The 11,908-nt window shown below is 45.8% G+C and carries 15 protein-coding genes and 1 rRNA gene; 8 read left to right on the forward strand and 8 right to left on the reverse strand.

Features of this window, described 5'->3' with window-relative positions; genetic code table 11:
- Positions 1-14: 14 nt before the first annotated feature.
- Both CLV27_RS06635 and CLV27_RS06640 read right to left on the reverse strand, forming a co-directional pair.
- A complete protein-coding gene (locus tag CLV27_RS06635; RefSeq protein WP_132527085.1) occupies positions 15-338 on the reverse strand; it encodes a SpoVG family protein in 324 nt (107 codons plus the stop codon).
- Complete coding sequence (locus tag CLV27_RS06640) at positions 335-772, reverse strand: antitoxin AF2212-like protein (protein ID WP_132527087.1); 438 nt, start codon at positions 770-772, stop codon at positions 335-337. Before CLV27_RS06640 ends, CLV27_RS06635 begins: the two co-directional genes overlap by 4 nt.
- Positions 773-831: 59 nt before the next feature.
- Between CLV27_RS06640 and cdd the strand changes: the two genes are divergently transcribed.
- Positions 832-1,230: a cytidine deaminase gene (cdd, locus tag CLV27_RS06645; RefSeq protein ID WP_132527089.1), complete on the forward strand. Its 399-nt coding sequence runs from the start codon at positions 832-834 to the stop codon at positions 1,228-1,230.
- 33 nt (positions 1,231-1,263) lie between these two features.
- Positions 1,264-1,935, forward strand: coding sequence for a response regulator transcription factor (locus CLV27_RS06650; protein ID WP_132527091.1), 672 nt, complete (start codon positions 1,264-1,266; stop codon positions 1,933-1,935).
- 18 nt (positions 1,936-1,953) lie between these two features.
- Here CLV27_RS06650 and lon read toward each other — a convergent pair whose 3' ends face one another.
- From lon to carA, 5 genes are read right to left on the reverse strand one after another with little or no spacing between them, the layout of a single operon-like run.
- On the reverse strand, positions 1,954-4,359 hold the full coding sequence (gene lon / locus CLV27_RS06655; RefSeq protein WP_132527093.1) for an endopeptidase La: 2,406 nt from the start codon (positions 4,357-4,359) through the stop codon (positions 1,954-1,956).
- Positions 4,331-5,233, reverse strand: coding sequence for a UTP--glucose-1-phosphate uridylyltransferase GalU (galU, locus tag CLV27_RS06660; RefSeq protein WP_132527095.1), 903 nt, complete (start codon positions 5,231-5,233; stop codon positions 4,331-4,333). Before galU ends, lon begins: the two co-directional genes overlap by 29 nt.
- Entirely contained in the window at positions 5,234-6,433 is a 1,200-nt protein-coding gene (locus CLV27_RS06665; RefSeq protein ID WP_132527097.1) for a class I SAM-dependent rRNA methyltransferase, read from the reverse strand.
- On the reverse strand, positions 6,434-7,552 hold the full coding sequence (locus CLV27_RS06670) for a geranylgeranyl reductase family protein (protein ID WP_132527099.1): 1,119 nt from the start codon (positions 7,550-7,552) through the stop codon (positions 6,434-6,436).
- Complete coding sequence (gene carA / locus CLV27_RS06675) at positions 7,553-8,692, reverse strand: glutamine-hydrolyzing carbamoyl-phosphate synthase small subunit (RefSeq protein ID WP_132527101.1); 1,140 nt, start codon at positions 8,690-8,692, stop codon at positions 7,553-7,555. It abuts the gene before it with no gap.
- Positions 8,693-8,839: 147 nt separating this feature from the next.
- On the opposite strand from carA, the gene CLV27_RS08635 reads away from it, so the two are divergent.
- The 6 genes from CLV27_RS08635 (at position 8,840) to CLV27_RS06700 (ending at position 11,522) form a co-directional block, all read left to right on the forward strand.
- On the forward strand, positions 8,840-9,226 hold the full coding sequence (locus tag CLV27_RS08635; protein WP_274542985.1) for a metal ABC transporter substrate-binding protein: 387 nt from the start codon (positions 8,840-8,842) through the stop codon (positions 9,224-9,226).
- Entirely contained in the window at positions 9,207-9,665 is a 459-nt protein-coding gene (locus tag CLV27_RS08640; protein ID WP_274542986.1) for a metal ABC transporter substrate-binding protein, read from the forward strand. The genes CLV27_RS08635 and CLV27_RS08640 overlap by 20 nt, the downstream gene beginning before the upstream one ends.
- A 64-nt stretch (positions 9,666-9,729) precedes the next feature.
- A complete protein-coding gene (locus CLV27_RS06685; RefSeq protein ID WP_165863702.1) occupies positions 9,730-10,068 on the forward strand; it encodes a hypothetical protein in 339 nt (112 codons plus the stop codon).
- A 66-nt stretch (positions 10,069-10,134) separates the two neighbouring features.
- Positions 10,135-10,338 carry a hypothetical protein gene (locus CLV27_RS06690; RefSeq protein WP_132527105.1) on the forward strand — a complete coding sequence of 68 codons (204 nt, stop codon included), beginning with the start codon at positions 10,135-10,137 and terminating at the stop codon, positions 10,336-10,338.
- Positions 10,339-10,791, forward strand: coding sequence for a PIN domain-containing protein (locus tag CLV27_RS06695; RefSeq protein WP_132527107.1), 453 nt, complete (start codon positions 10,339-10,341; stop codon positions 10,789-10,791). It abuts the gene before it with no gap.
- A 155-nt stretch (positions 10,792-10,946) separates the two neighbouring features.
- Positions 10,947-11,522, forward strand: coding sequence for a hypothetical protein (locus tag CLV27_RS06700; RefSeq protein WP_132527109.1), 576 nt, complete (start codon positions 10,947-10,949; stop codon positions 11,520-11,522).
- A gap of 291 nt (positions 11,523-11,813) precedes the next feature.
- Here the strand turns inward: CLV27_RS06700 and rrf are convergent.
- Positions 11,814-11,908, reverse strand: a 5S ribosomal RNA gene (gene rrf / locus CLV27_RS06705); the annotation flags it as partial.

The following is an 11,908-nucleotide window of genomic DNA, read 5'->3' on the forward strand; positions in this document are numbered from 1 at the left end:
GGAAATGAGATAGGTCAAAGTTCTCTCTCGTACTTCTCCATAATCCGCTTATACTCGTCTAAAATCTTCCGCCTGATGTGGAGGTAGAGATCCCTGTTTAAAGGGTTCACGATGGGAACGAACTCCCCCGTTCTTGTTTTCTTTAAGGGCATCTGTATAAAGTAGCCGTTGTTGGAGTAAAGAATTTTTATGTCTTTTATTTCTAAAACGTCGTTAATCTTTATCGTAGCAACGGCCTTAACGTTTCCTCCGATTCCAGTTGTATCAAAGGGATAGATTTTTACATCCGTTACCTCTATGTTCATTACGGGAAGTCTCTCAAGCTCCTTCCTCCTCATCTTATAGAAATTCCTCCAACAATTGAGTCAAAGATTTTGCTCCCCTGTTCCTTCCAGCGATTCAGCCTCCTTTCTGAAATTACCTGAACAGGAATGTATACCCCAGTCTCCTCATAAATCTTAAGTGCTACCTCCATAACAGGACGTAAAGCTTTTAACTCATCATGTACTAAAACAAAAACTTCAAAACCCTCCTCCCCTATAACTACCTTCACGTCGTTAACCGTTACCCTCCTGAAAACTGTCTCCGAAAACCTATGAAGAGCCTCCTTCTTCCTCTCTTCTACCTGAAGGCTATCCCACCAAGCTGGTCTCTCTCTCCTTTCTCCTCCCTTAGGGAGGAAAACAACAACTCCTTCAGAACCCTCTGGAATATCCTTTTCCTCCACAGGAACAAACACGCCGTTTCTAAAGACAACCCTAACAGTTTTCATTTCTCGTTCCCGTTAACATAATTTGAAACTGTAGAGGAATTTAATGGAAAGGACTGAAAATGGCCAGAGGGATAGAAGGAAGAACCGACTTTCGGAAGCTCTTGAAGCTTGCCCAAAAAGCGGTGAAAAACTCGTACTGTCCATACTCAAACTTCCGAGTATCTGCCGTTTTATTCGGCGAAGACGGCACCGTAACGGGAGTTAACGTAGAAAATGCTTCTTACGGTCTAACAGTTTGCGCCGAGAGGGTCGCTATTTTCAAAGCAGTCTCAGAAGGGAAAAGGAAATTTAGAGGAATTCTTATCTACTCACCAGATGGCATGCCGTACCCATGCGGTGCCTGCCGTCAAGTGATGACTGAGTTTTTCCCCACAGATTTTGAAATACTCGTTACAAACGGCTCTTCAGAAGAGCGATTTACGCTCAAAGAGCTATTCCCCTACAACTTTAAGCTATAATTGAGTTCAAACAAAACAGGAAAGGAGCTCCCTATGGTAGTACTTCTCGTTGAGGACGACGAGGACCTCGGAGAACTCGTTAAGTACAACTTAGAAAAGCACGGGCTTAAAGTTGACTGGGTTCTTGACGGGAAGGAAGCCTTTGAGAAAGTAATGAGGCAACGTTACGACTTCATAATCCTTGACCTTATGCTTCCCGGAATGAGTGGCCTTGACTTATGTAAGGAGATAAGGGAGAACTCTCCAAATAGGGAAACGCCGATAATAATGCTCACAGCTCTCTCTGATGAAGACACGAAGGTAAAAGGCTTCTCCACAGGTGCCGACGACTACGTGACCAAACCTTTTAGCATGAAGGAGCTAATAGCCAGAATAGAGGCCGTCTTGAGAAGGGTTGGACATATCAAGAAAGACGTAATTGAGTTTAACGGAATAGTTATTGACAGGAAGTCTAAGAGCGTAACTATTGACGGAAACCCTGTCTATTTAACAAAGACGGAGCTCCAGCTCCTTGAGTTCTTCCTTGAACACCCGGAACAGCTCTTCTCACGGGAGGAGCTCCTTGAAAAGATATGGGGCACAGAGCACAACGAGACTACCAGAACCGTTGACGTTTACATAAGCAGGCTAAGGAAGAAACTTGGAGAAAAAGGAAAGTACCTCAAGACACTACCGCGACTTGGTTATAAGCTGACAAAAAATTAAAGAGGGGCCTACTGCCCCTCAGTTAGTCTTCTTCTTAGATCTCTTCCTCTTCTTCTCCTCCGGGTAGAGGGCAAGCTCAAAGACATCTTCAACTCTGTCAACAAAGACCAGTTTAATCTTCTTCTTAACCTCTTCTGGGAGTTCCTCCATAACCTCTGCCCTGTTCTTCTCCGGCAGTATCACAGTCTTAGCTCCATACCTGAGGGCGGCAAGCACCTTCTCCTTCAACCCTCCGACTGGGAGAACCTTACCACCGAGGGTAATCTCTCCGGTCATTGCCACTTCCTTCTTAACTTTCCTGCCTGTAAGGGCAGAGAGCATAGCCGTAGCTATGGTTATTCCGGCTGAAGGTCCGTCCTTTGGAATAGCTCCGGCCGGAACGTGAACGTGAATGTCTATCTTTGAAAAGTCGTGCTTTATACCGTATCTGTCGGCATTTGCCCTTATAAATCCAAGGGCTGCCTGTGCAGACTCCTTCATAACCTCGCCAAGCCTTCCGGTCAGGGTTAGCCTACCACTACCCTTTGTAACGATAACCTCTATAAAGAGAACATCTCCACCAACCGGAGTCCACGCAAGTCCTGTAGCAACGCCAATCTCGTCCTCCCCAAGCTCAAGCTCAGGGACAAACTTTGGAGCTCCAAGTATTTTCTCTACGAGTTTCTTCGTTACCCTGTACTTCTTCTCCTTCCCCTCGCTAATCCAGAGGGCCACCTTCCTGCAGATGGCCGCAATCTGTCTGTCAAGGTTTCTAACACCTGCCTCCCTCGTGTAGTGGCGGATGATGTGAAGGAGGGCAGGCTCTGTGAACTCTATATCATTTTCGGTAAGGGCGTGGTTCTTGAGTTGCTTTGGAACAATGTACTTTTTGGCTATCTGTAGCTTCTCGTACTCTGTGTAACCGGGAAGGCTTATAACCTCAAGCCTATCGTAGAGGGGCTCAGGGATAGTGTGGGGAGTGTTTGCCGTTGCGATAAAGAGAACCTCAGAAAGGTCAAAGGGGTGATTTACGTAGTTGTCAACGAACTCCCTGTTCTGCTCTGGGTCTAAGACCTCTAAAAGTGCTGCAGCAGGGTCTCCCCTAAAGTCAGAGGCCATCTTGTCTATTTCATCAAGGAGAATAACGGGGTTCTTAGTACCAGCCTTCCTTAAGGCCTGAATAATCTTCCCCGGCATTGCGCCAACGTAGGTTCTCCTGTGTCCCCTTATCTCTGCCTCGTCCCTTACTCCACCGAGGGAAATCCTTACAAACTTCCTGCCGAGAGCTCTCGCAATTGAACGGGCAAGGGAGGTCTTACCAACACCCGGAGGGCCAACAAAGCAAATGGTTGGCTGTTTTACCTCTTTAACTTTCTTCTTCCTCTTCTTTATAAGAGCTTTTACGGCTAAGTACTCAAGTATCCTGTTTTTAACTTTATCAAGGTCGTAGTGGTCTTCGTCCAAGATTTCCCTTGCTCTTTCTATATCAAGCTTGTCTCTCGTCCTCTTTGACCAAGGGAGCTCTATCATCCACTCAATCCACGTCCTAAGGACGGCAGCTTCGGCAGATTCGGGGTGCATCTTTTCAAGACGGGAGAGCTCCTTTAGGACGGACTCCTCAACCTCCTTGGGCATTTTGGCTTTCTTTATTTTCTCCCTGTACTCCTCAATCTCTTTTGTCTTTTCCTCTTCCTCTCCAAGTTCCTTCCTAATGGCCCGGAGCTGTTGACGCAGGAAGTATTCCCTCTGCTCTTTCTCCATAGACTCCCGGGCCTTGGTTCTTATGAGCTCCTGTATTTCAAGGACTTTTATGTCGTGCTCAAGCTTTTCACTTATCTTCCTTAAACGCTCTATGGGGTCAATGGTGGAAAGGAGTGCGATAGCCTCTTCTGTAGAGAGCTCAAGCTGTCCGGCAACGAGGTCTGCAAGCCTTCCCGGGTCTTCAATGGAACGGAGGATGGCAACCATATCGGGAGGTATCTGCTTTCCAAGGGCAACGACCCTCTCTATCTGGTCCTTTACAAGCTTAACGAGGGCTTCCTCTTCAAGGCTCTGGGGGACGTGTTCCGGCTCAACGATGTGCTCAAGTACGGCCCGATAGTGGTTCTCCTCAACCTTAAACTCCTTTATCTTTGCCCTTCCAAGTCCCTGAACGAGAATCTTTACCCTGCCGTCACCCATCTTCATAGCCTTCAGGATGACGGCAACAGTCCCGTAGTCGTAGAGGTCCTCCCTCTTTGGCTCTTCAACGTCCTTGTCCTTCTGTGTTGCAAGGAAAATCAGCTTGTGCTCCCTAAGGGCCTCCTCAACGGCATTAAGTGAAAAAGGCCTTCCCACAAAGAGAGGAGCTATCATCATAGGGAAGACTACAACGTCCCTTAGGGGAAGGACGGGGAGCTCCTCCGGAAACCTCGCCTCAGCTATCTGATTCATCATTTCTGCCATTTTCAAACTCCTCTTTTAGTCTCTTTTTTAAGAACCTGAGGAACGGTTCCCTCAGCTCCTTCCTTGAAAGGGCAAAATCTACAGTGGCCTCAAGGAACCCCACCTTCGTTCCTGTATCGTACCTCTTGCCTTTCATTATCTTAGCATAGATGGCTTCCCTCAGCCCTAACTTCTGGATACCGTCTGTTAGCTGGATTTCCCCTCCTTTGCCGGGGGGGATATTTCTTAAGGCTTCAAATATACCGGGAGTAAGGATGTACCTACCTGTAATGGCAAGGTTTGAGGGAGCTTCTTCCGGCGAAGGCTTCTCTATCAGGGTATCAACCTTATAAATCCCCTCCTCTATCTCCTTCCCGGCAACTATTCCGTACTTACTTACCTCTTCTCTGGAAACTTCCTGAATTCCAAGAACGCAACAGCGATACTTATTAAAAACGTCTATAAGCTGTTTTATAGCCGGAGGGTCAGAGACCATAATATCGTCACCAAGTAAAACGGCAAAGGGCTCGTTACCAACGGCAGGCTCAGCTGTAAGGATTGCGTGTCCAAGGCCAAGGGGCTCTTTCTGTCTCACGTAGACTATATCAACAAGCTCGGAAATTTCCCGAACGAGCTTTAGGAGCTCCTCCTTTCCCTTCTCTTCAAGGGCCCTCTCAAGCTCTAAATTCCTGTCAAAGTGGTCCTCTATCGCCCTCTTGTGCCTTCCGGTAACAAAGATTATCTGCTTTATCCCAGCAGCTACAGCTTCCTCAACGATGTACTGAATCACCGGTTTATCAACTATTGGAAGCATCTCCTTAGGTTGCGCCTTCGTTGCCGGCAAGAACCTTGTCCCAAGTCCGGCAACGGGAATCACAGCCTTCCTTATTACCATTTAGACCTCCTGAGGAAACGTCTTAGCGAAGATGCACTTTAAGTACCTTGACTCCGGTATCTGGAGGACGAAGGGGTGGTCCTTTGCCTGATAGGTGGTGTAGAGAACCCTCAGGGGAGTCCTCGTATCGTAGGCGGCAGAGAGGAGTATCTCTTCAAGGATTGGGGGCGTTACGTGGTGGGAACAGGAACAGACAACGAGACTGCCCCCCGGCTTTAGCATCTTAATGCCCCTTAGAAAGAGCTCTTTGTATCCCCTCTTAGCCTGTTCAAGCACCTTTTTACTCTTTGCAAAGGCCGGAGGGTCTATAACGATGGCGTCAAACTTTTCACCTGAAAGCTGCATCTCCTTTAGAACCTTAAAGGCGTCACCCTTAACCGTCTTAAACCTGTCCTCAACGCCGTTTAGCCTTGCGTTCTCTTTTGCAAGGTCAAGGGCAAGCTGGGAACTATCTACAGCGACAACCTCTCCGGCTTTACCCAGTACCAAGGCGTGAATACCAAAACCTCCAAGGTGGCAGAAGGCGTCAAGAACTCTATCTCCCTCTTTAACAAACTCCTTCGCAAAGAGGAGCTTGTTCTCCCTCTGGTCTAAGAAGTAACCGGTCTTCTGTCCACCAACTATCTGAACGTTGAACTTTATGCCGTTTTCCGTAATTACGACCCTCTCCGGAATGTCCCCGTAGAGGGGCTGTTCTACCATCTGGAGTCCCTCAAGCTCACGGGCAGGGACGGTTGACTTCTCATAGACCCCCTTAGGCTTAACAACGTCAACGAGGGCCCTTACCACCTTCTCCTTTAGTGCCTCCATTCCAAGGGTCGTAACCTGAACCACCAAGTAACCGCTGTAGTAGTCAACTATCAGGCCGGGCAGGTAGTCGGCCTCTGAGTGAATGAGGCGAAAGGCGCTACAGTTTTCAGGAACTATCTGCTGTCTGTAGGAGTAGGCCTCCTCTACTCTCCTTCTAAAGAACTCGTAGTCTATCGGCTCGTCCTTCCTGTAGGTTAGTATCCTTATGGATATGTAGCTATCCGGGTTGATGTAACCCTTTGCCAAGAAAGCTCCCTTGTGGTCCCTTACGATGCAGAGCTCCCCCGGCTTTGGCCTCCTTGAAAAGGAGAGTATGTCGTTCCTGTAAACCCACGGATGGAAACCCCTTATCCTCTTCTCTCTTCCCTTCTTTATTGAAACCTGTAACATTTAGCCCCTCGCTAAGAGTTTAAGTAAGAGTTTAAAGAACTCCTTGATTCCCTGCCTGTAGGAAATCTTTCCAGAGAGAAGTTCAGCAGTGATTTGACCAACACTACCTTCCTTTTCTACAACGTAGAAATTTAGGCTTTTAAACTTAAAAAAGAGATTACCCACTACCCTCGCCCAGAAGAACTCACTTCCAAGCTCCTCGTCAACAACCCTTTTATAGAGCTCCAAAACCTTAAAGTCTCCCGTCTCAAAGGCCTTCCTAACGGCATCAGCGGCGATAACCCCACTTTTCACGGCCGAGTAAATACCTTCCCCCGTCAAGGGGTCAACCAATCCTCCGGCATCACCCAGAAAGAGAACCCTATCCCTTAAAACGTCGTTCTTCCTCTTACCGCAGGGAATAGGGAAACCACCGGAGCTTAAGGTTTTCCCCACAACGCCGTGCTTCCTGTTAAACCGCTCAAGTTTTTCTTTAAGGTCAGGAACTTTCTTCCTAAACTCTCCAAGTCCGGCAGTAACAAAGTCACCCTTTGGGAAAATCCAGTAGTAGCCCCAGTCAAAATCGGTAAAGTCTATAAGAATCTCCTCCCTATAAGGGGTTTCAACGTCCACCTCAAAGGTGAACCCAAAGTCCCTTTTTACTTTTAGTTGCCTTGCTATCCTGCTGTTTGCCCCATCTGAGGCAACAACAACCCTTGCCCTGTAAGTTCCCTTTTCGGTTTTTATCCTCCATAGCTCCCCTTCCCTCTCTACCCCTAAAACAGCCTCCTTGGTGTGGACGGTAAAGTCTGAACTCTTTACGGAGGATTCAAAGAGAAAGTTGTCAAGTTCCTTTCTGTCGGTAAGGTAGGTGAGAACTTCCTCTGAAGGAAGGATAACCTTCTTACCACCGTTACAGAGGACAAATTTATGAACCCTTACCCTAACTACCCTTTCAACTTGGGAAAAGAGGGAAGAGAGGAGGGAATAGGCCTTAGGAGTCAATCCCCCTGCACAGAGTTTCTTTCTTGGAAACTCTGCCCGGTCAAAGGCGATTACTTTTAGACCACTACCCTCTATTCCCTTTAAAAAAGCTGTACCGGCCGGCCCTAAGCCGGAAACAGCTACATCATAAACCATTTACCTCCCTTTGTAATCGGAAATAAGCTTCTCAAACTCCCTAAAGAGATACCTTGAGTCGTGGGGTCCCGGGGAGCTCTCCGGGTGATACTGAACGGTGAAGATTGGCTTAGTCTTATGCTTTAACCCCTCAACCGTCTTATCGTTCAGGGAGTAGTGGGTTACCTCTAAGTCGTCCGGAATTGTCGTCTCGTCAACGGCAAAACCGTGGTTCTGTGCAGTTATCTCAACCCTGCCGGTTTTCTTATTCTTTACCGGCTGGTTAGCCCCCCTATGTCCGAATTTTAGCTTGTAGGTTGAAGCCCCCATCGCAAGGGCTGTAAGCTGATGTCCAAGGCAGATTCCAAATATCGGCTTTTTAAAGGTCGCTATGAGGTAGCGAATCGTCTCTATAGCGTAGGTAACAGCTGCAGGGTCTCCGGGACCACAGGAGAGAAAGATACCGTCGGGATTGAGCTTTAAGATATCCTCTGGAGGTGTCTTTGCAGGAACAACTATGGGCTTTATCCCTACATCAACGAGATTCCTCAGGATGTTGTACCTTACACCAAAGTCAAGAACGACAACGGAGTACCTGAGGTTCTTAGGCTTGGTGTAACCTTCCCCCGGCTTCCAAGTTCCAAGCTCCCACTCGTAAGGCTCTTTACAGGTAACCTCATCAACGAGGTTTAAACCTTCCATCTTAGGGATGGAACGTGCCTTTGATATGAGGCTGTCAACATCAAGGTCAACAGTTGAAATGACTCCCCTCATCGTTCCGACAGAGCGGAGCTTTTTCGTTAAGTCCCTCGTATCAACTTCACAAATTCCAACAACGCCGTACTCTTTCAAGTAGTCCTCAAAGGACTTTTCAGCTCTCCAGTTTGAGTAAATCTCAGAGATTTCCTTAACTACAAAGCCTTCTGCCTTTGGCCCGTCAGACTCAACGTCCTCCCTGTTTGCCCCAACGTTGCCTATAAGGGGGCAGGTCATCGTAACAATCTGTCCCTTAAAGGAGGGGTCTGTAATTATCTCCTGATAACCCGTCATAGAGGTTGTAAAAACTACCTCCCCGTAAGCCTCACCTTCTGCACCAAAGCTATAGCCCTCGTAGTAAGAGCCGTCCTCAAGGGCAAGGATTGCAGGCTTCCTGTTTAGCATAAGCTCTACCTCAAAAGCGTTATGGAAACTAAGGGTCTCAGAATTTTATCATCTTTTTCAAAGCAGAAGGGGCTATCCCAGCTACCACTTCCTGTTAAAATTGTCTTCTAAAACTTACATAGCAAAGCAAACCTGCAGGGGGTTCTCATGAAAAGACTTCTCACCCTTCTCATCATAGCAACTGCTTTTATTGCTGGGTGTTTCTCCGGTAACGATTCAAAACCACTCATAGCTTCTTCCCTCCCAATCTGGAAGAGCGTTGCTGAGTACATAGGTGGAAGAGACTTTAGGTACTACTCAGTCCTAAAAGGTGGAGAGTCACCCCACGGCTACGAGCCTAAACCCTCCGACATAAAGAAACTCAGCGAGGCCAACCTCGTAATCATCCACGGCTTGGGGCTTGACGACTGGGCAGTTAAGGGAATAGAGGGCGAGAAGGTCTTCAACCTTGGGGAGCTCCTAAGCAAGAAATACCCAATGGTAAAAGAGCCCGGCTTGGATGAACCCCGTCCTCATGGAGGACGTCTACTTTGAAGTCGCCAACAAGCTCACAAACTTCTATCCAAAGAGAGAAACCTACTACACTAAGAGGGCTGAGGACTACGCTGCAATGATAGACCAGCTCCTTAGCAGAATAGAAACCTGTGTTAAGGAGGCAAAAACTAAAACTGTCGTGATTTACCATCCGGTTTGGAAGCCTTTCCTTGAAACCTTTGGGATATCAACAATTGAGATTGTGGGAGCTCCAGAAGAGCAGGTTACTCCCAAGAGGATAAAGGAAGTTGTAGAAAAGGCAAAAGCTAAGGGAGCAAAACTCGTAATAGGAGAGCCCTTCTCTGATAAAAGAGTAGTCAGAACTGTCGCAGAGGAAATAGGTGGAAAAGTGCTGATTTTAAATCCAATACCCAATAAGGATTACGTTGTTTCTCTCTCTGAATGGGGCAAAGAAATATGCTCTGCCTTAAAAGAATGAACCGTTAAGTCAGGTTGCATAGATGAGGAGGAAAGAAAAGGGGACTGTTAAACTTTTACTAACGTTGTTTTTTCTAATTTTTATCGGGATGAGTGAGGGAGCTCTCTCAGAAACCGGCTGGCTAAGGTTCGTCAAAAAGAACGATATTTACTACCGTCCCTTCGTTGACGTTATAAACCCAAAGAACAAGCTCGTTGTTTTTGTAACAGAAGACGGTCACATATACAAAGGCCGTTGCCGTAAAAAGAGAGTGGCTAAAACGTGCCGAGTAACACCGTCAAAGAGGTTTTCCGATAAGTTCGTTGAGATTAGATACATCGTCTTAGAGCTTGTTCCGGATTACCCTCCTAAGCTGGTAAGAAGCGGGGTGGTAGAAAGGCTTAACGTAGTTAATCAACGTTGACGGAGCTCTTTCTGGACTTTATAAATTAAGGGACAGGAGTAAAACCCGTTTTATAGGAAGGCCAGAATGGGAGAGATAGTAATTAAAGTCCCCGGCGACTTCAAGGAAACGTTTGAAATAGAAAGAGATAGGGAAGCAATAAAGAAGGTCGTAAAAAAACTTGAGGTGATGGAGGATATCGTTTTCTTACAAACACACTACTCTAAGGTGAAGAACGCTGTGAGAGTTGAAGACATTGACGAAGAAGAACTCACCTTACAGGGTGATTAAGTGAAGTTGTTTGTTGACAGTAGTGTAATTATAGAAGCCTTAAAACAAGAGGGAAACGGAGAAGCCAAGAAGATATGGGAGACTTTATTAGCTTATCTACTGAAACCTAAAATTGAGTTTTGTGTAAATGCTATTGTCTATAGTGAATCTGTTTACAAGCTCGTTATTAAAGGGAAGAAAGAATCTTCCTTAGTGGACGATTACGTCTTCAGAATTTTTAAAGTTTTTTCGTGGATGGACATTCCTTACAAAGTAAAAGAAATTGCGGAAGGATATTTGAAACAGTATAGTTTAGCTACAAACGACGCTTTGATTTTGGCGACCTGTAAGTTTCATGGCGTCAAGTATCTAATATCGCTGGACGAAGACTTTGCCACACCGTGCAGAGGAGAGGGAATTTTTCTAATTAACTCCGCTGAGAAGCTGAGGGAGGCGTTAAATAGAGGAACTTGACAGTCCTTAATATACGACTGCCTTGAAAAGTTTGACCCCTACATAACGCTTCACTTTGAATGGAAAAAGGTAAAGTAGGCAAGGCTTAGAAGTCTTGAGCTGTCCTTTGAGTTTTGTAAAATTAATGAAGGAAACCCTATGAAGGGAACAGAGGGGTGAAAAGAATAACTGCAGTCTTAGTAGGAGTAGTTCTATCTATTGTTCTTAATTCTTTAAGCTTAAGCAAAAAGGCAAGAGCGGATTTTATATATCCTGTTATCGGTTTTCAAGAAAAACAATCGCAAACTAACTCTTCTAATACTACCCCCCACAAACAGAAGAAAGAATTCACACCACCAGAAAAAAACTACAACTGGATTAAGCCAGACAAACACGACAAATGGCAATGCGCTTATGAACTAACTTACGATGAAGACACCCCAGACGGCTTTAAGCTTTATGTGGATAGAGATGGAGATAACAAACCTGACTACACTTATGAGTATTATCTAAACGGTATTAATGCATTTTACGGTGGTGCAACTTATGAATTTCGTTTAAAGACTAGTGTTGTTCCTGTTGGAGGTGGATGGAAAGATAACGGTTATAAAGCAATGAACGTATGTGGTCCAGACGCTATAAAAGACCTTTTTTATAAGAGAGACGATCTTGTAAGAAGTCCTTACGAATATGAAATAGATGAAGTAGATTACGATTTTTACTATCCAGAAGTAACTTTTGAAAGAAGGTAATTTTTTGTGTTATAAAACTTCAATAGGAAGAAAATAGAATAATCAAAATTCCCAAAAACAAAAAGGAAACTACCTTTTTGCAGGTTTAATATTGGCTATGTAAAACCCGAGAAGGGCTATTACCAAAAAGGTAAATACAACAATAGCGTAGGGAAAAATTTCTTTCATCCTTCACCTATTATTAACTATCCAGTTTTTTCATATTCACAATGGAAAGCTGTAGAAACTTCTCCAACAACGAGGAGTATTAAAAGATTCCACAATTTTTCAAGAGAAGAAAAAATAAAAAAGGCCTGGCACCGCCCTACTTTCCCGCCCCGTCTCCAGGGCAGTATCATCGGCGCTGGCGGGCTTAACTTCCGTGTTCGGAATGGGAACGGGTGTTT

Origin of the sequence: Phorcysia thermohydrogeniphila (genome assembly GCF_004339575.1) — a bacterium.
GTDB classification, from domain to species: Bacteria; Aquificota; Aquificia; order Desulfurobacteriales; family Desulfurobacteriaceae; genus Phorcysia; species Phorcysia thermohydrogeniphila.